Genomic DNA, 21,259 nt, shown 5'->3' on the forward strand with positions numbered 1-21,259 from the left:
ACGGGGGATGCGCAAAACAACGATGGATCGGTGAAAAAGTATAGGTTTTTGTTGGCCGCCTCCATTTTTATCCTGTAAGCGCTTCCTTATAATCAATGACATAGAGCCGCATTGCCAAGCGCCGCTTCGTCAACAAACCGCAGCGCGCCCGAAAGCGGGCAAGAAAGGGGAATCATCATGACACAACAGACCGCAGCCGGAAGGAAACGCGGGTTCTGGGACGACGTCAGGAAAAATCGCACAATGCTGCTGATGCTGGCTCCGGCCGTCCTGTTTTTCCTGCTGTTCGCTTATGTGCCGATGGCGGGGATCGTACTCGCTTTCAAACAGTTCAACTACGACGGGGGCGTGTTCGGCAGTCCGTGGAACGGTCTCGACAACTTCAAATTCTTTTTCGACTCCGGGGACGCCTGGCGCGTGACGCGCAACACCGCGCTGTACAATATCGCGTTTATCGTCGTCAACAACGTGCTCCAGATCTTCGCGGCGATCCTGCTGTTCGAAGCGGCGGGCAAATGGTTCCGCAAGATTGCGCAGACCATCATGTTCCTGCCGTACTTTATCTCCTGGGTCGTCGTCGGCGCGATCGCGTACAACCTGTTCAACTTCGACGTCGGCACGATCAACATGCTGCGCCAGGGACTCGGCATGGAGCCGGTCGATATCTACAACACTTCCGCGTACTGGCCGTTTATCCTGGTCGCGGTATCCGCCTGGAAAACACTCGGCTACGGCATGGTGATGTACCTGGCCGCGATCACGGGCATCGACACCGAAATGTACGAAGCGGCCGAGATCGACGGAGCGAATATCTTCCAGCGCATCTGGAAAATCACGCTGCCGAACCTCATGCCCACCGTTATTATTCTGGTGCTGCTGGCGATCGGCAATATTTTCCGCGGGGACTTCGGCATGTTCTACAATATGGTCGGCAACAACGGCCTGCTGTTCGCTTCGACCGACGTCATCGACACCTTCGTGTTCCGCTCGCTGACCACGTCCAACGAGATCGGGATGTCGGCCGCCGCCGGATTCTACCAATCGGTGCTCGGCTTCGCCACCATCATGTTCGCCAACTACGCCGTGCGCAAATACGATAAAGACCGCGCTCTATTCTAGGACAAAGGAGGGAAAAGCGTTATGAGTTCAACGAACGTCAACGAACGCCGGGCCGCCGCGCGGCCGGAAGCGAAGAAGCGGCCCGGAAGCGACCGGATTCTGCTGGCGGCGATCGGTTATACGGTACTGACCGTGCTCGCGGTCTTCTGTATCTTTCCGTTTCTGCTGGTCGTCTCCTCGTCGCTGACCGCGGAAAGCGCGATTGTCGAAAAAGGCTTCCAGATCATTCCTTCGGTGTTCTCGGTCGAAGCGTACAGCATCCTGTTCCGCTATCCGGCCGATATGCTGAAAGCCTACGGCATTACGATTACGGTAACGCTGATCGGCACGGCGCTGGGGCTTTTCCTGACCGCGATGACCGCTTACGTGCTGTCGCGGCGCGATTTCAAATGGCGCAATCCGTTCTCGTTTTTCTTCTTCTTCACCACGCTGTTCAGCGGCGGGCTGGTGCCCTGGTACCTGATGATCGTCAACTATCTGCATCTCAAAGACACGCTGCTGGTGCTGATTCTGCCGATGCTGCTGAACGTGTTCTATATCATCGTCATGAAGTCGTTTATGAGCAGTATTCCCGAAGCGATCGTGGAATCGGCCAAGATCGACGGGGCGGGCGATTTCCTGATTTTTATCAAACTGATTCTTCCGCTGTCCAAACCCGCGCTCGCCACCATCGGTTTGTTTATCGCGCTGGGCTACTGGAACGATTGGTACCACGCGCTGCTGTTTATTTCCGACTCCGACCTGATGCCTTTGCAGTATTATCTGTACCGGCTGCTCGGCAATATGGACGGCATGCGCAAAGCGATGATGGAGTCCGGCGCGGTGGTCAGCACAAGCCTGCCGACGGAAAGTTTGAAAATGGCGATGACCATCGTGGCGACGGGGCCGATCCTGCTGGCGTATCCGTTTATCCAGCGGTATTTCGTGCAGGGGCTTACGATCGGCGCGGTCAAAGGATAATCCCCGGTTCCAGTAGCTTGTCTCACTTAATAATAGGGTTTCGTTCGGCTGGATTGCACATGGTTTAGGTGCGATTCCGTTGAAGATTTTGTACACGGTTCAAGTACAAATTCTCAGACGTGCGAAACCATACATCTACTTGAGACAAGTCTCCAGTACTTTCATCTGGGACAAAGTACCGGCGCGGCTTCGCACCGGCTCTGCCCCGAAACGGCGCAATCGGGTTATCATACAGCTTTATCGATTTCAGCCTCACCATTTTACCAAGAGGGGAACGATGGTCATGAGACAAAAAAGAAAGCTCGGAAGTCTGCTGCTGGCGGCCCTGCTGCTGCTGGCGACGCTACTGACGGCCTGCGGGGGAACGAAAGAAAAAGAAACGGCTGGAGACAATCCCGCCGCGGGCGGTTCGGACAGCGAAGCGGTCACGCTCAAAATGCTGCTGATCGGCGGCAAGCCGGTCGATTACGACGAAGTATTCGGCAAGCTGAACGAAATTCTCAAAGAAAAGATCAACACGACGGTGGAAGCGGAATTCCTCGACTGGTCCGACTGGACGCAGAAATACCCGCTCAAATTCGCCGCCAGCGAAGACTTTGATATCGTGTACACCGCCAACTGGGCTTATTATAACGACCAGGCGCTCAAAGGCGGATTCCTGGAACTGACCGAAGACATGCTCAAAGAACATGCGCCGAAGACGTTTGAAGCGCTGCCGCAGACGGCCTGGGATCAGGCAAAAGTAAACGGCAAACTGTACATGGTTCCGCAGAACAGCCAGGAAGTCATCGACAAAGTCGTGCTGATCCGTCAGGATCTGGTGGACAAATACAAGCTGGATCCCGTCACCGATCCGGCGACTTACGCGGAATACGTCAAAGCGGTGCCCGCAAACGAAAAAGGCGTGAGCGGATTCGGAGCCAAACCGGCCGACGGCTGGAAATGGCACGAACTCGACGATGTGCTTCTGGAGCAGCAGAATCAGTGGAGCGTAATCAATACCGGTATTCCGCTGGCGTACAGCCTGGACGACGAATCCGGCAAAGTGTTCAACGTCTACGATACGCCGGAATTCCGCGAGCTGCTGAGCTACTACAAAGACCTTGCGGATAACGGCGGCTGGTCCAAAAATATCGTCAACAACAAAAACGACGTCTGGCAGGATATGAAAGCGGGCAAAGTGGCTTCTTACGCGCAGAACCTCGGCACCGTGGCGTTCAACGTGGCCGAAGCGCGCCGCGATACGCCGCAGTACGACATGATGTTCGTCGACCTGACGCCGGACAAATACAAAACGAGCGCCATCTCCACGCAGAACGGCCTGGCGATCCACGCCACGTCCAAACACGCAGAGCGCGCGCTCGAACTGATCGACCTGCTGCAAAACGACCGCGAGATCCACGACCTGACCATGTACGGCATCGCGGACAAGCACTACAAACCGATCGGCGACGACCGGTACGAACCGGGCCCGAGCGCGGCGAACTATACCGGCTTTTCCAACTGGGGCTGGAACTCGCTGCTGAACCGCACCGATACGTCGTACCCGAAAGAAGCGGACGACATGCTGGCCTCCTGGCAGGATAAAGTCCATCACTCCGCGCTCGAAACGTTCGTGTTCGACGACACCAACGTCAAGAACCAGGTCGCCAGCATCGGCAACGTCATGCTGCGCTACGCCATCCCGCTCGAATACGGCCTGATCCAGGACCTGGACAAAGGCCAGGCCGACCTGATCAAACAGCTCCAGGCCGCGGGCCTCGACAAAGTCCAGACCGAAATGCAAACCCAGATCGACGCTTTCCTGGCCGCGCAGAACTAACAAGACCGCAGCTTCCGCGCGTGTCTTCCACAACCGCAAACCGAATCGCGCACGCTCGGAAGCCGTCTGTACCGAATCCGCCGTTCCCGGGATTGTTCCGGGAACGGTTTGCGCGTTGAGGCAGAGCCTTTCAAAGAAAGGCACAGCTTCTAAGGCATTCTTTTTGTTAAGAGGAGCCGATAAGCGGAGGGAGAAATTCAGTGAAAGAGCGTTAGCGTTCGCCTTTGAAACCGGGAAGATTCCATAAAATATAATCAAGCTTCCTGGTTTCAACAAGCGACTGTAACGAATTTATCCCGCTGCCCTCCCAGGGCTTCCTACGTACAGGATCTTCTGTTAAACCAATCAAAACTTCAAAAGGAGCGACCCAATATGACCAAACCGTTCCCCCCAATATCGCCGAAACTCCCCGTGCTCATGCACGGCGCCGACTACAATCCCGACCAGTGGCTGGACCGCCCGGATATCCTCGACGAAGATATCCGCCTGATGAAGCTGGCCGGCTGCAACGTCATGGCCGTCGGCATTTTCTCCTGGGCGTCGCTGGAGCCGGAAGAAGGCGTCTACCGCTTCGACTGGCTGGATCGCGTGCTGGACCGCTTCGCGCAGGAAGGCATCTACGCCTGGCTGGCTACGCCGAGCGGCGCCCGTCCCGCCTGGATGTCGGCCAAGTATCCCGAAGTGCTGCGCACCGAAGCCAACCGCGTGCGCAACCTGCACGGCATGCGGCACAACCACTGCTGGAGCTCGCCGGTGTACCGCGAGAAAACGGCGAAGATCAACAGCCGCCTGGCGGAGCGCTACGCCCGTCACCCGGCTGTGATCGGCTGGCATATCTCCAACGAATACGGCGGGGACTGCCACTGCGAATACTGCCAAAGCAGCTTCCGCGAGTGGTTGAAAGAGCGCTACGGTTCGCTCGAAGCGCTGAACGCCGCCTGGTGGACCTCGTTCTGGGCGCATACGTACACCGATTGGTCGCAGGTGGAGTCGCCCGCGCCGCACGGCGAGAATATGGTGCACGGCCAGAATCTGGACTGGCGCCGCTTCGTTACGCACCAGACCGTCGATTTCTGCCGCCACGAGATCGAAGCCGTCCGCGGCGCGAACCCGGAGCTGCCCGCGACGACCAATATGCATATGATCGAAGGCGTGGACTACCGGAAGTTCGCCGACCTGCTGGACGTGATCTCCTGGGACGCGTACCCGACCTGGCACGAGCATACGAGCGACGCCGCGCTGGCCGCTTCGGTGGCTTTCTATCACGACCTGTTCCGCAGCATCAAGCACCGGCCGTTCCTGCTGATGGAGAGCACGCCGAGCCTGACCAATTGGCAGGCGGTCAGCAAGCTCAAGCGTCCGGGCATGCACCGCCTGTCTTCGCTCCAGGCGATCGCGCACGGCTCGGATTCCGTGCAGTACTTCCAGTGGCGCAAAAGCCGCGGCTCCAGCGAGAAATTCCACGGCGCGGTCGTGGACCATGCCGGACACGATCATACGCGCGTATTCGGCGACGCGGCCGATCTCGGCCGCTCGCTGGGCAGCCTGTCCGGCATCGCCGGCGCGCCTACGCCGGCCGAAACGGCGATCCTGTTCGATTGGGACAACCGCTGGGCGGTCAAAGACGCCCAGGGTCCGCGCAACAGCGGGCTGCACTACGAAGAGACGGCGATGGAACACCACCGCGCGCTGTGGGAGCGGGGCGTGCCGGCCGACGTGATCGGCAGCGGCGACAGCTTCGACGATTACCGATTGATCGTCGCTCCCATGCTGTATCTGTGCAGCGAAGACACGGGCCGCAAACTGGAAGCGTTCGTCGAACGGGGAGGCACGCTGGTCACGACTTATTGGTCGGGCGTGGTCGACGAGCACGATCTGTGCCATCTCGGCGGATTCCCCGGCCCGCTGCGCCGGACGCTCGGCATCTGGGCCGAAGAGATCGAAGGGCTGTACGACTACGACCGCAACGGCGTGTCGATCGTGCCGGGCGGTTCCGGCCGTTTGCCGGAACTGAGCGGAGCCTATGAAGCGCGCGAGATCTGCGAACTGATTCACGCCGAGACGGCCGAAGTGCTGGGCGTGTATACGGAAGATTTCTATGCGGACAGACCGGCGCTGACTGTCAACCGGCTGGGCGAAGGCTCGGCCTATCATCTGGCGACGCGGCTGGGCGAAGACTTCCTGAACGATTTCTACGCGGGCCTTATCCGGACAAGCGGCGTGAAGCCCGTGCTGGGCAGTGAGCTCCCACCGGGCGTGACGGCTCAGCTTCGCCGCGGCGAAGAGCAGGATTACGTATTTCTGCTGAATTTCAGCGGCGAAGAGCGGCAGCTGGAACTGGACGGGCACAGCTATACCGACGCCGAGACGGGCGAGCCCGTCCCGAAGAAGCTGACGCTGCCGGTCAATGCGGCCGTCGTGCTGAGCCGCCGAACGAACGCGGAGCGCGAAAGCGGACAACCGGCATGAAGCATTCCATCCGCGCGAATATCGCGCGAAAAGCCATCCGTCCTTCGACGCTCAAAGCGGGAGGAACGGCGCCCGGCGGAGACCGGCTTTCGTTTACGAATTATTATATGGAATGGAACGGCCGGCCGTACTTCGGGATCTGCGGCGAATTTCATTATTCGCGCTATCCCGCCCGCGATTGGGAGATCGAGCTGCGCAAGATGAAGATGTCGGGTATCGGGATCGTGGCGAGTTATATTTTCTGGAATCATCACGAAGAACGTGAAGGCGTGTACGACTGGACGGGAAACCGCGATCTGCGCCGGTTCGTTGAATGCTGCGCCGAACTCGGCCTGCGTGTTATTTTGCGGATCGGGCCGTTCTGTCACGGCGAAGTCCGCAACGGCGGCCTGCCGGACTGGATGCTTGGCCGGTCGTTCGAGGTTCGTTCGAACGACGAAGAATATCTGCGCCATGTCCGCAGGCTGTACGCGGAGATCGGCCGGCAGAGCGACGGGCTGATGTTCAAAAACGGAGGACCGGTCATCGGCATCCAGCTGGAGAACGAGCTGAACGCGGCCGCCGCGCTGTGGGAACTGACCGCCGGGCAGGGCGGCGAGTATTTGAGCGGCGGAGTCGGCGGGGCCGAAGGCGAGCGGCATATGACGCTGCTCAAGCGGATGGCGGTCGAAGCGGGCCTCGACGCGCCGCTGTATACGGCGACCGGCTGGGACGAAGCACCGCTGCCGGAAGACGAACTGCTGCCGCTGTACGGCGGCTACGCCTATACGCCGTGGAGCGTCGGCGCCGAGCATCCGCGGCAGCGGCCGACGGGCGAGTACCTGTTCGCCGATTACCACGGCGAATCCGAGGCGGACGCGCGCGGATTCCGTCCGCCTTACGACCGGACGGCTTATCCGTTCGCCTGCTGCGAGATCGGCGGCGGCATGCAGACCTGGGTGCTGTCGCGCTTTGTCGTTGAACCGGAAAGCGTGCATGCCATGAGCCTGGTCAAGCTCGCCGGCGGCTGCAACTTCCTGGGCTACTATATGTTCCACGGCGGCAGCAATCCGATCGGCTCCGGCGGTTATTTGAACGAAAGCACGACGCCGAGGATCGGCTACGACTTTCAGGCGCCAATCGGCGAATTCGGGCAGATTCGCGAGTCCAATCACGCGCTGCGAAGCCTGCACGCGTTTCTGCGGACGTTCGGCGCTCGGCTTGCGCCGCTCGCGACCGTGCTGCCGGAAGACGCCGCGGGTCTTCGACCCGAAGATACGCAAACGCTTCGCTGGGCGGCGCGTACCGACGGGCGCTCGGGCTTCCTGTTTGTGAACAACTACCAGGATCATATCGAGATGCCGGATCGCCCGGACGTGACGTTCTCGGTGGAACTGAACGGGGAGAAGCTGGAATTTCCGCGGCAGAGCAGACTGGACGTACGGTCCAACGCTTCGTTTATGCTGCCGCTGAATTTCGATCTGTCGGGGCTGAATCTGCGCTACGCGACAGCCCAGCTTGTAACGGTGCACCGCGCGCAAGAAGATGCAGAACGCAAGAAAGAGATAGAAACGTACTTTTTCCGCATGATCGACGGCCAGGCGGCGGAATTTGCGCTGGACGCGGCGGGGATTGCGGAAGTAAGCTGCGAAGAAGGCGGCGTTTCCCGCGGGGGAAACGGAAGCTGGTGCATTGTGGTGCCGAGCGAAAAGGAAGCGCGATCCGATGCGGCGGCAATCCGCATCCGGCGCGAGGACGGCGGGGAAACGCGGCTGTACGTCATGGCGAAAGCGGAAGCCGACCGGCTGTGGACGTTCGAGGAAAACGGACGCGCCCGCGTTTTGTTCTCGGAAGTTCCGCTTGCGCCCGTGCCCGACGGACTGCAGTTCTACAGCAGAGGACGGCGCGAGTTCGAATTCCGCGAATATAATGGCGGAGCGCACGGAGACGGGTTCAAGCGCCGCCGGGTCGCCGTGCCCGAGCGCAAAGTCGAGATCGGAATTGCGCACGTCCGTCCCGGCAAAGCGGTGCTGACGTTCGATCCTTCTCTTTTGGACGAAACGGACGAGGTGCTACTGAGCATCGAGTACACGGGCAACGTCGGTTACGCGTTTGCCGAAGGCAAGCTGTTCCACGACCATTTTTACAACGGAGGATTGTGGGAGATCGGTTTGTCGCGCTTCCGGGAAGCGTTGACGGGCGGAGAGATAGTGCTGGAAACGACTCCGCTGCGCAAAGGCAAAACGAATATCGCCGAAGATGCCGCCATGGCGGTCCGGCAGTCTTTCGAAGGCGAAGCGGCGGCGGAGTTCCGTCGTATCGAAGCCGAACCGGTGTATACCGTGACGCTGAATATCCCGCCGGCCGCCGACGCCGGGCTCGGGACGCCGCGCGCCGAAGAAATGGAGTAGACCGGATTTGCACGCAGCCCGCCGAACGCTTCCAGACAGAGCGTCCGGCGGGCTTTTTCGAACAATCGGATCGGGCCGGCGGATTTCGCCGCAAGCGAATTCCAACGCAACTGGGACTTTCGGCGTGTGTTGCAATTATTCGAAGGGCTAACCTATAATAAAGTGTTACACATTCATTCATGAAGTGTTAACGAAAAAAAGCCAAACGGGGCTGGAGGTGCGTATGAGCAAGTCGAAATTTTATGTCGTGTGGAGCGGCAAACAGCCCGGCGTTTACGCGACGTGGGCCGAATGCAAAGCGCAGGTGGACGGTTTTCCGGGAGCCCGGTACAAATCGTTCGAGTCGAAGACCGCGGCGGAAGAGGCTTATCGCGGGGGAGCAAAGCCGTACATACGGTCCGGCGGCGCCGGAACCGCGAAGAAAGCCGGAGGACCGAGGCCGGGCGCCAAGCCGACGAGCGAGATCGACTACAACAGCATCTCGGTGGATGTGGGCACGCGGGGCAACCCCGGTCCGGTCGAGTACAAAGGCGTCGATACGGCGACCGGCGAAGTGATCTTCTCGCACGGTCCGATCGCCAAAGGCACGAACAATCTGGGCGAGTTTCTCGCCATCGTGCATGCGCTGGCCCATATTCAGCGCGAAGGCAGCGGCAAATCGGTCTACAGCGATTCCGTCAACGCGATCAAATGGGTCAAGCAGCGCCGGGTGTCGTCCACGCTGCCGCGCGACAAGTCGACGGAGGAGATCTGGACGCTGGTGGACCGGGCCGTTCAATGGCTGGAGACCCATCCTTACAGCACCCGGATCATGAAATGGGAAACCAGAGATTGGGGGGAGATCAAAGCCGATTATGGAAGAAAATAAGCGGCTCGGCCGGCGGCTTCCGAAATTGCGCCCTACCTGCGAACGTGCTAGTATACTTTTTAACGTTTACCGGACCGTCAGGCCGGCTCTTGTTCGCGCGAGAGTCGGCTTTTTGACCGTTTTGGGGCGCTGAGGACGAATGTGTCTTTTTCGGGTAATGAAAGCCAAGACGAGTTTCTTCCATCATATGTCGTAAAATTCGGAAAGGAGCGAAAGAAATGTTTGGCAACGATTGGGATGAAGTGCTGAAGGACGAGATTCGTCAGCCGTATTTTGAGGAACTGATGCGACGGGTGGAGGAAGAATATGAAACGCACACCGTGTATCCGCCGAAGCCGCTTTTGTTTCAGGCGCTCAAGCTGACCCCTTTTGCGAACGTCAAAGCCGTTATTCTCGGCCAGGACCCGTATCACGGTCCGGGGCAGGCGCACGGACTCAGCTTCTCCGTTCTGCCCGGCGTGCGGATTCCTCCGTCGCTGAGGAATATGTACAAAGAAATGGCAAGCGATTTGAATGTGCCGGCGCCGGATCACGGTTATTTGATTCATTGGGCGGAGGAGGGCGTACTTCTGCTCAACACCGTGCTGACCGTAAGGGAAGGCCAGGCGGCTTCGCATCAGAAGCTGGGTTGGCAGCGTTTTACCGACGCCGTTATTCAAGCGATCGGCGAAAGGGAGCAGCCGGCCGTATTTATTCTCTGGGGCAGTCATGCGCAGAAAAAAGAAGCGCTGATCGATGCGAGCCGTCATGCCGTGCTCAAATCGGTACACCCCAGCCCGCTGTCCGCCAGAGGCGGATTTTTCGGGAGCCGGCCGTACTCGCAGACGAACGATTACTTGAAATCTCACGGCATTCAGCCGATAAATTGGGAAATACCGTCGCTGTAAAGCGACCGCCCGGAGGTGCGCGCTTTGAAACATTGGGTGGGAAGAAAAGTGGTCGTCGACAACGGCGGGCCGTATCAGACGAAACGCTACGGGACTTTGATCCGGTGGAACGACAAAGAGCAATATATCGTACTCAGTCCCGGCGGAGTCAGGATTGCCATGAAGGACATTATGTCGATCCGCGAGATCGAGATTCTGCCCCAGGAAAGCAGGCAGGCCGCCGGCCGTCCGAACTCGATCGGTTATATCGTCAAGACGATGCGGCAGTTCGAGCACGCCGTCTTGTTCCGCTCCGCAATGATGATCTGGGAAGGAGACCGTCTATTGGCCGCAAAAGCGCATTTGATCAAGCACAACGACCAGACGGTCACGCTTGAAGACGGAACCGTACTGGTCAAAAAAGAATACCTGTTCGTCGTCCGCTCGTTCCGCGGATAAGCCGTTTCCTGTCGCCTTGAGCGGTAAACCGCTTACGGCGGCAGCGGCGGCGGGCGAACGGCAGCCCGTACGGGAGCCGCGCGCGATCCTTCAATGGATTACGCGCGGCTTTTTGAATTGTCCGCCCGGCGCATCCGGGCCTATAATAGAAAGCGAAGGGACCGGGAGCACGGGATTCGCGCGCCCGGCGTCCCCATTACGCTGCAGGGAGGCAATCGAACAACATGAACAAACTGGCTGTAATCTCGGATATCCACGGCTCGCTGACCGGCTTGAACCGGGCGCTGGAACGGGCGGAACTCGAAGGAGCGGACCGCATCCTGCTGCTCGGCGACTATCTGTACCACGGACCGCGCAATCCGCTGCCCGACGGCTACGACCCGCAGGGCGCGGCGGCGGTACTCAACGGCCGCAAAGCGCAGATCGCGCTGGCGGTTCGCGGCAACTGCGACGCCGAGGTCGATCAGATGCTGATCGACTTCCCGATCATGGGCGAGTACGCGATCGCGCTGCAGGAAGACCGCCGGATCTTCGCCACGCACGGACATCACCGGCATATGGACGATCTGCCGGAGCTGCTGTCGGGCGATATTTTTATGCAGGGACATACGCACGTGCCGGTCGCCGAACGCCGAAACGGCCTGTATCTGTTCAACCCCGGTTCGGTTTCGCTGCCCAAAGAAGGCTATCCGCCGTCGCTCGGCATCCTGGACCGCGAAGGGCTGGTCGTCCGCGGGCTGGACGGAGCGGAGATCAAGCGGATCGGCTTTGCCTGAATAGGAACCTTACAGCGGCCCGAGTTCTTTCTCCATCCGCACATGCAGGATGCCCGCGTCGTAGAACGGTTCGCCGGGCTTCGTGACATAGCCGAGCCCGGCATAAAAAGCTTCGGCGTGGCACTGGCTGTCGAGCACGGCACGGCGAAATCCGGCTTCCCGGGCCGCGTCTTCGAGCGCCGCCACGACGACGCGCCCGTAGCCTTTGCCGCGAAAAGCGGACCGCACGGCGATGCGCTGGAATTTGGCGGCGCCGCCCTGGTAAGGAATCAGCCGTCCGGCGGCGACTTCTTCGCCCGCCTGTTCGATCAGCACATGACGCGCCCGGGAGCCGATTGCGTCGTAGTCGTCGACCTCCAGCTCTTCGGGAACCTGCTGTTCTTCGATAAAGACTTCCCGCCGCACGGCCAGGCCGCGCCGCAGCTGCTCTTCGTTCTCCACTCTCGTGACTTTCGTTTGCATGACGCAGGAAGCCTCCTTTTTGCGTTTCGTTCCGTTCTCCGACTTTCGATTCGAACCATCATTATATCGAAGCGGCAGGCAAAAATCTACGGGAAACCGATTCCGCGCTTCCTCATTCGGTTAAAATCGTATTGAAGGGTCAAAAGGAAAGAGGAGGAGCCATCATGACAAACCGAACGATCGTAGGCGTATTTCCGACCGAGCAGGCGGCACTGGACGCCATTCACCAATTGAAAGCGAAAGGCGTGGGCAGCGACCAGATTACGGTAATCGGGCGCGACCCGCATCATATCGAGGAAATCAGCCAGGACACCAATTTGAAGTCCGCGGAAGCCAACACGCAGCCCGAAGAATCCAAAGGGTTCCTGAACAGCATCCGCGACACGTTCAGCGAGTCCGGCGACAGCGAATTCACCAATGTCGGTCCTTATGTGGCGGCGGGACCGCTGGCGCATAAGTTTATCGGCTCCGATACGTATTCGGGCGGCCACGGCTGGAGAGACGACTTCGCGAATCTGGGATTCAGCGAAGCAGAAGCCGAGAAGTACGACAAAGCGGTGCAGGAAGGCAGCCTGCTGCTGCTGCTCGAAGAATCGTCCGGCGAGCTGGGCGAGATCCGCAGCATCCTCGGCACCACGGCGAACACAAGCGAATAACCCGCTGCGCGGTTTTGGCGGCGGAATCATGCGGGGCGGACGGCGGACTTTGCCGGTCCGCCTTTTTTGCGTTGAACGGAAACGTCGGGTCGGAGCTTACTGCTGAATTTCTAACATAAAAAGTAAAAACGCCTAAGGTTAAGCGAGCGGGGTGCCGATATAAAAAATACCCTTATCCGCGCTTTGTCTATAATTTACGGGGACTTCTTGCGTATACGTCTATGTTTTTGGAGGCCGCTGAGATGAAACGTATCCAAATTTTTTACGGGGGCTCCCTTCTTTACCTCGCCTTTTACCTTATTCTGTTTCGGGTATTCGCAGGGCAAGAAGCGGCGATCGCCCGAATCGGATTTCTGAATATCCTGCCCATTGTGTGCTGTCTGGGGCTGCTTGCCGGCGTCATTCGCAGATCGGAACCGCGAAGCCGTTTGTTCTGGAGGCTGATCGCGGCCAGCGCGTCCGCTTATTTGCTGTCTCTCCTGCTGCAAATGACGGATATGTTCCGCGGAAGCGGCTGGCTGTCTTCGTCCAGCCTGTCGGAATTTTTCTGGATGCTCGAAAGCCTGCTTTTGTTTGCCGCGCTGCTGTTTCTGGTATATCGGCGGCTCAAGAAGCTGCGTCTGGTGCAGGCGATGCTCGACGCTTCGATCTTGATGACGACCGTCGCGGTGCTCAGTTGGAGTCTGCTGATCGATCCGCTGCTCCGCCATGCGCCGCAGGAGAACTGGATGCACCTGCTGCTCAGCCTGGCTTATCCGGTTACGGACCTCGGCAATTTGTTTCTGCTCAGCCTGCTGCTGTTTGCCAATCAGTCGCTTGGAACCGCCAGAGCCGACGTCTGCTTCCTGGTTTCGGTGCTGCTGCTGGCCTTCGGCGATTCCGTCTATTTGTATCTGGTGATCAACGACGCCTACTCGGCCGCAAGTCCGATCAATATCGTCTGGACGATCTGGATTCTGTGCATGACGGCGGCCGGAGCGGAATCGCTGGAGGGCGAGCAAACGAAGCGCGGCGCGGCCAAAAGCCGCCGTTTTCCGGGCCGGCGGGGCTGGCTGCCCAGACTGCTGCCCTGCGCGAGCCTCGTGATCCTGTTTGCGGTCGTCCTGGGCGAATTGTCGGAATTTAACGTGATGGTGCTGGGCAGCGCCGTGGCGGTTCTGCTGATTATCATGCGCCAGGTGCTGATGTTTACGGAAAACGACAATCTGCTGGGACGGCTGGGGCAGTCGATCGAAGTCAAAGACTACGAAGCCAATCACGATCCGCTGACCGGACTGCCCAACCGCCGCCTGTTCGATCTGGAGCTTCAATCCGCCGTAGAGCGCGCCGAACAGGAAGGCCGCAATCTGGCGCTGCTGTTTTTCGACCTCGACCGCTTCAAGCACGTCAACGACAGTCTGGGCCACACGGTGGGTGACCGGCTGCTGCAAATCGTGGCGGACCGGCTGCGGGAGTACCTGCCGGCTTCCGGGCTGCTGGCCCGTCAGGGCGGGGACGAGTTTACCGTGCTGGTCGATCCGCTGAACGGGGAAGTGGAAGCATACCGGGCGATCGCCGCAATCGAGGAAGCGCTGAGAAAGCCGATCGCGATCGGGCATACCGTGCTGTACGTGTCCGCCGGTATCGGCGCGGCGCTGTACCCGAGAGACGGCGCGACGGCGGGCGAACTGATGCAGAGCGCCGATATGGCGATGCACGAAGCGAAGAACAACCGCCATCAGAAAAGTCTTTTTTTCGAACCGCGTTTCGCGGAGAAGCTCGGTTACAAAGTCGGCCTGGAAAACGAGATGCGCGGCGCGATCGAACGCGGCGAATTCTCGGTCTATTACCAGCTGCAAAAAAATATCCAGGACTGCCGGATCGTCGGCGTCGAAGCGCTGCTGCGCTGGCATCATCCGGTGCTCGGCAGCATCTCGCCGGTGGAGTTTATTCCGGTGGCCGAGGAAACCGGCATGATCGTCGAGATCGGCGAGTGGGTGATGAAGACAGCCTGCCTGCAGCAGCTCCGCTGGGAGCGCGAAGGCTACGGATCGCTGCGGATGAGCGTCAATGTCTCGCCGTATCAGTTCCAGGACGAGCTGTTTGTCGAGAAGATTATCCGCACACTGCGCGAAACCGGAGTGGACGCGGAGAAGATCACGCTCGAAGTCACCGAATCGCTGGCGATTCGCGATACGGATAAAGTCGTCATGCAGCTCAAGCTGCTGCGCGAAGCCGGGTTGAAGCTCGCTATCGACGATTTCGGCACCGGCTACGCGTCGCTGAAATACCTGCGCAGCTTCGAACCGCAGCTGCTGAAGATCGACCGTTTCTTCGTCGAAGGCATCGATACCGAAACGACTCGCGGCGATATGGTGCGGGCGATTATCGCGATCGGCAAAAGCCTGAACATGGAAGTGCTCGCCGAAGGCGTGGAAACCGAGAACCAGCTGCAGTACCTGCGCGCGGCGGGCTGCGACGAAGTGCAGGGCTACTACATCAACCGCCCGATGCCGGCGCGCGAAGTGGAACGCCTGCTTGAAGGGAAGCGTCCCCCGATGTCGGGAACGGCTTAGCAGCATGGGTTCAAATTTCGAAAGAAGAAAAGTGGGAGAGTTCCGGCAAAGTGGGAACTCTCTTTTTTCATGTGCCGGCGGCCGCAAATTTTTCGTTTCGGGAAACTTTGTCCGGGCTGAACGCGTCTTTATGAAAGAGAAGTTTGCCGCAGGAAACAGGAAGGGGACCGACGATGAAGAATCGACTGTATAAATGGGCGGCCGGGCTGCTGGCGGGCAGCCTGCTGATTACGCCTATCCCGCACGCGGAAGCATCCGAACCGCCTTCGCTGGTGCTGAACGGCTCGCCGCAGTCCGAAGGCTCGGCCGGGCTCGAAGTACGGGATGGACGCACTTACATACCGGCGGAAACCGCGGCGCGGCTGCTCGGGTTCCGCGCGAATTACGATTCCGCTTCGCAAACGCTGACGCTGCTGCGGCCGGATGCCCGGATCGACGTAAAGCCGGGCGAAGAACGCGCGGAGATCAACGGCCGAATCGTCAAGACCGGCGCGGCTGCGTTTATACGCGGCGGGCGGGCCTATATTCCGCTGAAGCTGCTGTCGTCCGCGCCGAAGATCCGGATCGGGCGGGAAGCGGGAGCCAATACGGTTACGCTGAGCGACGCCGGCAGATTCCGCATGATCGCGGAGGGGGACCGGACGGCCTGGGTCTCGTTCGAGAGCGGAGAAGTTTATTCGCTGGAATCGGGTTCTCCCCGGAAGCTGGCGGACGCGGACGTATCGGATCTGGACTGGGGGACTCTGGATATTCGCCCGCTCGGCGGCAGCGCTTATCTGCTGACGGTGGGACGCGAGTACGGCGCTTCGATGCAGATCGTCAATCATCGCTTTCAATTCCTGGTCAAGAACGGGACGGTACGGCGGCAGATGCACGAGCGGTATTCCGGCATGTATTCGACTGCGCAGTTCGGACCGCAAACGCTGCCCGCGCAGCGCGCTTACATGACCGACGGCCAAACGGTGCAGGTCGTCGGCGCGAACGGCGCGCTGGCCGCAACTTACGAGCTGGAAGAGCTGACCGGACAAACCGGACCGTTTATCGTCGAGTCCGTTACGGCGGATTATTTGCTGGTGAGGGCTTTCGATACGCTCCAGCCGACGCTGATCGACCTCAACGCGCACCGATCCGTTCTCCTTTACCGCGAACTGCTGGACGCGGCCGAGCAGAAAGAGTGGGACGAGGTATCGACCGATACCGGCGAGCCGCTGCTGCTGCAATCGAGACTGCGCTTCGTGAAGCAGGAGGGCGGTGAGCTGACCTTTACGTATCGGCGCATCGCGCCGGGCGGCACATTCGGCGGTACAGGCACGGTCGTGTATACGCTGAAGCGATGAGATTTGGTTTTGGGCAAAGGGAACTTTTGAGCGGGACGAATGAGATAAAGAAAAAAACGATGCGCTGACGGGAATGCCAAAGAACCTTCAAAACCACGACGAAAGTGGTCTCGAAGGTTCTTTTTTATGGGGTGCTTTTATGAGATTGTTCGTACCGCGATCGAAAATAGCAGAACGAGGACGAAGGCGAGTATGCGAGAACAAAAAGAATGGTGAGAGCAGGTCGATTGAACGTCCAAGGAGCCGCCGATCAGGCTGTCGCCTCCGAACAAATATCGATTGGGAAAGAAATGATTGCTGCAAATCCGCATCAATTTGTCCCAGGTACTCGGAAAAGTCAATCATTGATGTCGATCCGCAGCAATTTCATCTCCAATAACCTGAAATCGGGAGAAATCGCTCTATTGGCAGCGAAATTGCTGCGCATATGCAGGAATGCCCGGTTTTACGGGTCAAAGCACCAAATTTTCTGCGTATTTGCATCAATGGTTATCCGGGGGCTGCTCTTCGTGCTCTGCGGCGGCAGTCGGGGCCGAGCCGCGCATTCGGGCGAACACGCCCAACAGCGGCAGCAGCAGAACGCCCGACGCCAGCAAAGCGGCTCTAATCGAGAAGCGGCTGCCGATCCAGCCGACGAACGGGCCGCCGGCCGTTTGCCCGAGCGCGTCGGACTGGCTGACCATCGACAGCACGGTCGCCCGGCTGCGCTTCTCCAAGTTATGGTTCAGCCACGCCGAGTACACCGGCGCAAAGACCGCCGAGGCGGTGCCGGTCAGCAGCAGCGCGCACAGCGCCCGGCCGAAGTCCGGCGCAAGCGCGAAGCCGGCAATCGCCGCCGCGCGCAGCGCCGTCAGCAGCAGCAGCGCGGTCGTGACCGCTCGCCGGCTGCCCAGATCGAGCCGGCGCTCCGCCAGCCGCACGCCGACAAGGCCCAGCAGCGTGATCGACGCCCCGATCACGCCGAACCATGCGGCCGTGCTCAGCCCCGCGTCCGGAAGGCCTTCGCCGCTCAGCAGCAGCGTCGGCCAGAGCCGGTCGTAGCCTTCCGACGCAGCGCCGCTTAGCAGCGTCACGACGATCAGGCCCAGCAGCAGCGGGCTGCGGCGCACGAAGCTCGCGCCGCGCATCCAGGTGCCGGCCATCTCGCGCAGCGGATTCGGCCGTTTGTCCGCTTCGTGCTCGGGGCGCGCGAAGCCCGTTTCGTCCATCCTGCGGATCAGCAGCAGGCCGAGCAGCAGATACATCGCTCCGCCTGCCAGAAAGGGCAGGTTCGGCGCAAGCTGCGACAAACCTACGCTCAGTCCGATACCGAGCAGCGAAGCCAGGAGCGAGAAGCGCTGCGAGCGCATCATCACGGAACCGGCCGCTTCTTCGCCGGTCTCGTCGACCAGCCAGGCGGTATTTGCGCCGCTGATAAACGTCCAGCCGATGCCGTACAGCATCTGCGAGATCAGCAGCCAGCCGAAAGCCGGCAGCGCCGAGCCGCCGGCGACAAACCAGACGACGCACCCTTCGAAGGCGAACGCGCCTCCCATTATCCACATGCCGATAATGACCGACCATTTGCGGCTGTACGTATCGGCAACCACGCCGGTCAAACCTTCGAACAGCAGAACGGTAAGCTCCAACACGGTGCCGACCAGCACCAGCTGCAGCGGATTCAAGCCCAGCTGCGCAATATAGTAGATGCTGTACGTCGTGAAGATGGTGCTGGAAGCCAGCGCCGTTATCGCATTCATAAATAAATAAACTTGTGACGCCCGGTTGTTCTTCGACAATTCGTTGTCCGCCTTTCGGGCGGGCCGCACGCTTTGTCCGCAGCCGGATCATGTACAATAAAACGCGAAGCCTACCGTACCGTCCCTGCCGGACCGCGCGCATTTGCGCCGCCGATCGTAATTGAATATGGGGTGGGATCGAGTTGGGGTCTTCGATGAACTGTTAACAAAACAAACACCTCCGTTTTTGGCCGGTTGTCCGCAAGCTGCGTTCGAAATATAACCGGCCGGCACAGGCTGTACCTGTGCTCAATTGGTAACATTATACTCAAAAAGCCTATTAGAAGTACAGATCTATTCAAAAAGCCGTATTCTCCCGTTCGGCGAAGCGACGGGAGAATACGGCTTTCAAGTTAAAAGACTATCCGCTTACTTCCCCGGATACACCTGCACCCGAACTTCCTTGTCCGGCAGATGCTCGATGTAATAGAAGATTTGCAGCTCGGCGGAATCGCCGGTGAAATTCTTGTACGCGTCCAGGCGTTCGCCGCCTTCGTCCTGCATGCGTTGAATCATCGGGGTACCGTATACTTTGCCGCGGCCCGAACCCATGTACGTCTGCGCGATACCGCCGAAATTCGGGTCCGTACTGCTCGTCTGCACATACAGATCGCCGCCCTGTTTGTAGTACGTCCATTTTACGGGGAATCCGCCGACGTTGGCGACCAGGCTCTGCTTCCGGGCGCCGATATTCGCAAGCCGGACAGGAGCCGGCAGATCGCCTTCATGCGGGACGACTTCGTGCTTCGCGCTCAGCACGATCGTGGAATCCGGCGACAGCGCCAGATCCGCCGGTCTTTCCAAAACCAGATTGTAGCCGCTTTCGCCGCGGATTGCCCAGCTGTTAAGCTCTTTGTCGATGCGTTTGCCGTCGACGATCAGCTCATACCGATTGAAGGAAGGAGACGGGCCGTCCGGTTCGCGGACTTCCAGCCGGATCTGCGTGGGCGTAATCGACAGTTTGCTGAGCTTCAGAGCGTCCTCGCCTTCGCCCAGGGAAACGTTCAGCTTCTGCTCGGACGAAGCGTGCCGCAGTTCCGACTTGTCGAGGACGAGCGGGAAATTCCAGCTGTCTGCGACCTTGTCCACGGCGCGCTGATAAGCCAGTTTATAGGTCAAGCCGCCTTGAGCCAGCGCCGAAGTGTCGTAGTACTCCTCGTTGATCTTCGAGCCGTTCTCGCCAGGAGCGCCGTAAGCGCCCGGCTGCGAAGCCGGAATCGGTTTGCCGTTTGCGTCGTAAACCCGGAGTTGGGTAAATCGGCTTCCAGCCTGCCCGGATGCGTTCGCCGATACCGCCGTGCGGATCATCGTGCTGCCGTCCTCCCGGACGAACGGTTGAAGCGCCAGACGATCGATACCGTCCTGCCCGATCTCCACCGTCTGCGGCTGCGGATCGGCGGCGTCGAAGTTCAGCTCGCGTTCGGTTCCTTCGTAGAAGTGAAGTCCTTCCAGATGAAGTTGGACAGATTCCGACGAACCCGACGGCGACCAGTCCGTTTCGAAGTATCCCGCCAGCGTGCCGCCGCTTTCGTTCAACTGCTGCATTTCGCTGACTTCGTGGCTTTGTCCGCTCGCGTCGTTGATCAAAAGGCGGGAAAAGTCGAAAGACGAGCCTTGTTTGCAGCCCGGGTCGAGGCTGTACAGAATTACCGTCCGTCCGGCATCGGCAAATGCGGTATGCAGCGTCAGCGTAACGCCGTCATGCGTGACCGACTGTTCGATCGATTGGCCGAGACCCTGCGCCAGCGCCGTTTGAATGCCTTCGCGTCCGGCCAAAATATCGCTCCAGTCGTACTGGAAAGCGGCGTAAGCCGGTACGGCGGCCAGCGCCGCGCCGAGCGCCGTGACCATCGCGACTTTGCGTACCCGCATTCGCGCCGGAGCGCGATTCGCCGATTCCCGGCCGGGAGCTCCGGCCGCGCCGCCGCGTTCCAGTTCAAGCTTCATTTTCATCCACATCGCGTCGTAATCCGGTTCGGGCGGCGCCGATCCTCCGCCCAGTTTGCCGTGCAGCAGCGCTTCGACTGCTTCGGTCTTCCGGTCGCTCGGCTGTTTGCCGTCAATAAATTTGGTATTCATAAGCTCCTCCTTTATTCAGTTTAAGCTTCCCCTGTTTTTCCAGCATCTGCTTCAGCAGTTTCAAGCCTTTATGCTGCCTCGATTTGACGGTGCCGGCGGGAATTTTGAGGATTTCCGCAATTTCCGCGATGGCGAGATCGTGGATATACCGCAGCGAGATCACCGCGCGGATCTTGATCGGCAGGCGTCCGAGGTAGCCGGCCCATTCTTCGGCGGCTTCCCGGTCTTCGGCCGCGGCGTCGGGCGTTTGCTCGGGCGCCCGGACCAGCAGCCTGGAATGGGTGGTCAGCTTGGAGCGGAGAGTGGTCCGGCGCTTGAGCAGGTTCAGGCAGCGGTTGACCGCGATGCGCAGCAGCCAGGCCTGTACGTTGTCGATATGCTGCCAGCCGCTGCGAAAAGCGGTCATGAACACTTCCTGACAGATGTCTTCCGCGTCCGCGGCTTGACCGAGCATATAGTAGCAGGTCCGGTACACGTCCGAGCGGTACGTTTCGAACAGCTCTTTGTTCGTCACTTGCGCGCCTCCTTCCGGGTGGATTCATTTATCAAATATCAAACAAACGACGGAGGCGTAAGGTTCATTTTTTCTTTGCTGCATTTATTTTATTCCGGGATGTCGGTATCGGCCATACTAAAAAACCGTTACGGAATATCCGTAACGGT

The 21,259-nt window shown here is 59.4% G+C and carries 16 protein-coding genes; 12 read left to right on the forward strand and 4 right to left on the reverse strand.

The window, feature by feature from the left end:
* The first annotated feature begins 177 nt into the window (after positions 1-177).
* From QWJ34_RS05905 to yfcE, 9 genes are all read left to right on the forward strand, one after another.
* The gene (locus QWJ34_RS05905; protein WP_302726140.1) at positions 178-1,119 is read left to right on the forward strand and encodes an ABC transporter permease; all 942 of its coding nucleotides are present in this window, start codon (positions 178-180) and stop codon (positions 1,117-1,119) included.
* Positions 1,120-1,140: 21 nt separating this feature from the next.
* The gene (locus QWJ34_RS05910; protein ID WP_302726141.1) at positions 1,141-2,079 is read left to right on the forward strand and encodes a carbohydrate ABC transporter permease; all 939 of its coding nucleotides are present in this window, start codon (positions 1,141-1,143) and stop codon (positions 2,077-2,079) included.
* A 283-nt stretch (positions 2,080-2,362) separates the two neighbouring features.
* Positions 2,363-3,901 (forward strand): ABC transporter substrate-binding protein, encoded by a 1,539-nt coding sequence (locus QWJ34_RS05915; protein WP_302726142.1) that lies wholly within the window; start codon positions 2,363-2,365, stop codon positions 3,899-3,901.
* Between the two features lie 372 nt (positions 3,902-4,273).
* Complete coding sequence (locus QWJ34_RS05920) at positions 4,274-6,370, forward strand: beta-galactosidase (RefSeq protein ID WP_302726143.1); 2,097 nt, start codon at positions 4,274-4,276, stop codon at positions 6,368-6,370.
* A complete protein-coding gene (locus tag QWJ34_RS05925; RefSeq protein WP_302726144.1) occupies positions 6,367-8,760 on the forward strand; it encodes a beta-galactosidase in 2,394 nt (797 codons plus the stop codon). The genes QWJ34_RS05920 and QWJ34_RS05925 overlap by 4 nt, the downstream gene beginning before the upstream one ends.
* Before the next feature lie 223 nt (positions 8,761-8,983).
* Positions 8,984-9,628 carry a ribonuclease H gene (gene rnhA / locus QWJ34_RS05930; RefSeq protein ID WP_302726145.1) on the forward strand — a complete coding sequence of 215 codons (645 nt, stop codon included), beginning with the start codon at positions 8,984-8,986 and terminating at the stop codon, positions 9,626-9,628.
* 218 nt (positions 9,629-9,846) lie between these two features.
* Positions 9,847-10,515 carry a uracil-DNA glycosylase gene (ung, locus tag QWJ34_RS05935; protein WP_302726146.1) on the forward strand — a complete coding sequence of 223 codons (669 nt, stop codon included), beginning with the start codon at positions 9,847-9,849 and terminating at the stop codon, positions 10,513-10,515.
* Positions 10,516-10,539: 24 nt separating this feature from the next.
* A complete protein-coding gene (locus QWJ34_RS05940; RefSeq protein WP_302726147.1) occupies positions 10,540-10,953 on the forward strand; it encodes a hypothetical protein in 414 nt (137 codons plus the stop codon).
* Between the two features lie 224 nt (positions 10,954-11,177).
* Positions 11,178-11,729: a phosphodiesterase gene (yfcE, locus tag QWJ34_RS05945; RefSeq protein WP_302726148.1), complete on the forward strand. Its 552-nt coding sequence runs from the start codon at positions 11,178-11,180 to the stop codon at positions 11,727-11,729.
* A 9-nt stretch (positions 11,730-11,738) separates the two neighbouring features.
* Here yfcE and QWJ34_RS05950 read toward each other — a convergent pair whose 3' ends face one another.
* Positions 11,739-12,191 (reverse strand): GNAT family N-acetyltransferase, encoded by a 453-nt coding sequence (locus QWJ34_RS05950; RefSeq protein ID WP_302726149.1) that lies wholly within the window; start codon positions 12,189-12,191, stop codon positions 11,739-11,741.
* Positions 12,192-12,355: 164 nt separating this feature from the next.
* On the opposite strand from QWJ34_RS05950, the gene QWJ34_RS05955 reads away from it, so the two are divergent.
* The 3 genes from QWJ34_RS05955 (at position 12,356) to QWJ34_RS05965 (ending at position 16,739) form a co-directional block, all read left to right on the forward strand.
* Positions 12,356-12,847, forward strand: a complete 492-nt coding sequence (locus QWJ34_RS05955) for a YflT domain-containing protein (protein WP_302726150.1) — start codon at positions 12,356-12,358, stop codon at positions 12,845-12,847.
* Between the two features lie 242 nt (positions 12,848-13,089).
* The gene (locus tag QWJ34_RS05960; RefSeq protein ID WP_302726151.1) at positions 13,090-15,402 is read left to right on the forward strand and encodes a putative bifunctional diguanylate cyclase/phosphodiesterase; all 2,313 of its coding nucleotides are present in this window, start codon (positions 13,090-13,092) and stop codon (positions 15,400-15,402) included.
* A 173-nt stretch (positions 15,403-15,575) separates the two neighbouring features.
* Positions 15,576-16,739 (forward strand): copper amine oxidase N-terminal domain-containing protein, encoded by a 1,164-nt coding sequence (locus QWJ34_RS05965; protein ID WP_302726152.1) that lies wholly within the window; start codon positions 15,576-15,578, stop codon positions 16,737-16,739.
* 482 nt (positions 16,740-17,221) lie between these two features.
* Here QWJ34_RS05965 and QWJ34_RS05970 read toward each other — a convergent pair whose 3' ends face one another.
* The 3 genes from QWJ34_RS05970 to QWJ34_RS05980 form a co-directional block, all read right to left on the reverse strand.
* Complete coding sequence (locus QWJ34_RS05970; protein ID WP_302726153.1) at positions 17,222-18,478, reverse strand: MFS transporter; 1,257 nt, start codon at positions 18,476-18,478, stop codon at positions 17,222-17,224.
* A 408-nt stretch (positions 18,479-18,886) separates the two neighbouring features.
* A complete protein-coding gene (locus QWJ34_RS05975) occupies positions 18,887-20,596 on the reverse strand; it encodes a DUF4179 domain-containing protein (protein ID WP_302726154.1) in 1,710 nt (569 codons plus the stop codon).
* Positions 20,577-21,110: an RNA polymerase sigma factor gene (locus QWJ34_RS05980; RefSeq protein ID WP_302726155.1), complete on the reverse strand. Its 534-nt coding sequence runs from the start codon at positions 21,108-21,110 to the stop codon at positions 20,577-20,579. The genes QWJ34_RS05975 and QWJ34_RS05980 overlap by 20 nt, the downstream gene beginning before the upstream one ends.
* Positions 21,111-21,259: the final 149 nt, after the last annotated feature.

This window comes from Saccharibacillus sp. CPCC 101409 (genome assembly GCF_030518235.1).
Taxonomy (GTDB): Bacteria; Bacillota; Bacilli; order Paenibacillales; family Paenibacillaceae; genus Saccharibacillus.

Coding starts and splice junctions, on each gene's coding strand:
- QWJ34_RS05905 (WP_302726140.1), top strand. CDS start 178: ATGACACAACAGACCGCAGCCGGAAGGAAACGCGGGTTCTGGGACGAC.
- QWJ34_RS05910 (WP_302726141.1), top strand. CDS start 1,141: ATGAGTTCAACGAACGTCAACGAACGCCGGGCCGCCGCGCGGCCGGAA.
- QWJ34_RS05915 (WP_302726142.1), top strand. CDS start 2,363: ATGAGACAAAAAAGAAAGCTCGGAAGTCTGCTGCTGGCGGCCCTGCTG.
- QWJ34_RS05920 (WP_302726143.1), top strand. CDS start 4,274: ATGACCAAACCGTTCCCCCCAATATCGCCGAAACTCCCCGTGCTCATG.
- QWJ34_RS05925 (WP_302726144.1), top strand. CDS start 6,367: ATGAAGCATTCCATCCGCGCGAATATCGCGCGAAAAGCCATCCGTCCT.
- rnhA (WP_302726145.1), top strand. CDS start 8,984: ATGAGCAAGTCGAAATTTTATGTCGTGTGGAGCGGCAAACAGCCCGGC.
- ung (WP_302726146.1), top strand. CDS start 9,847: ATGTTTGGCAACGATTGGGATGAAGTGCTGAAGGACGAGATTCGTCAG.
- yfcE (WP_302726148.1), top strand. CDS start 11,178: ATGAACAAACTGGCTGTAATCTCGGATATCCACGGCTCGCTGACCGGC.
- QWJ34_RS05950 (WP_302726149.1), bottom strand. CDS start 12,191: ATGCAAACGAAAGTCACGAGAGTGGAGAACGAAGAGCAGCTGCGGCGC.
- QWJ34_RS05955 (WP_302726150.1), top strand. CDS start 12,356: ATGACAAACCGAACGATCGTAGGCGTATTTCCGACCGAGCAGGCGGCA.
- QWJ34_RS05960 (WP_302726151.1), top strand. CDS start 13,090: ATGAAACGTATCCAAATTTTTTACGGGGGCTCCCTTCTTTACCTCGCC.
- QWJ34_RS05965 (WP_302726152.1), top strand. CDS start 15,576: ATGAAGAATCGACTGTATAAATGGGCGGCCGGGCTGCTGGCGGGCAGC.
- QWJ34_RS05970 (WP_302726153.1), bottom strand. CDS start 18,478: ATGAATGCGATAACGGCGCTGGCTTCCAGCACCATCTTCACGACGTAC.
- QWJ34_RS05975 (WP_302726154.1), bottom strand. CDS start 20,596: ATGAATACCAAATTTATTGACGGCAAACAGCCGAGCGACCGGAAGACC.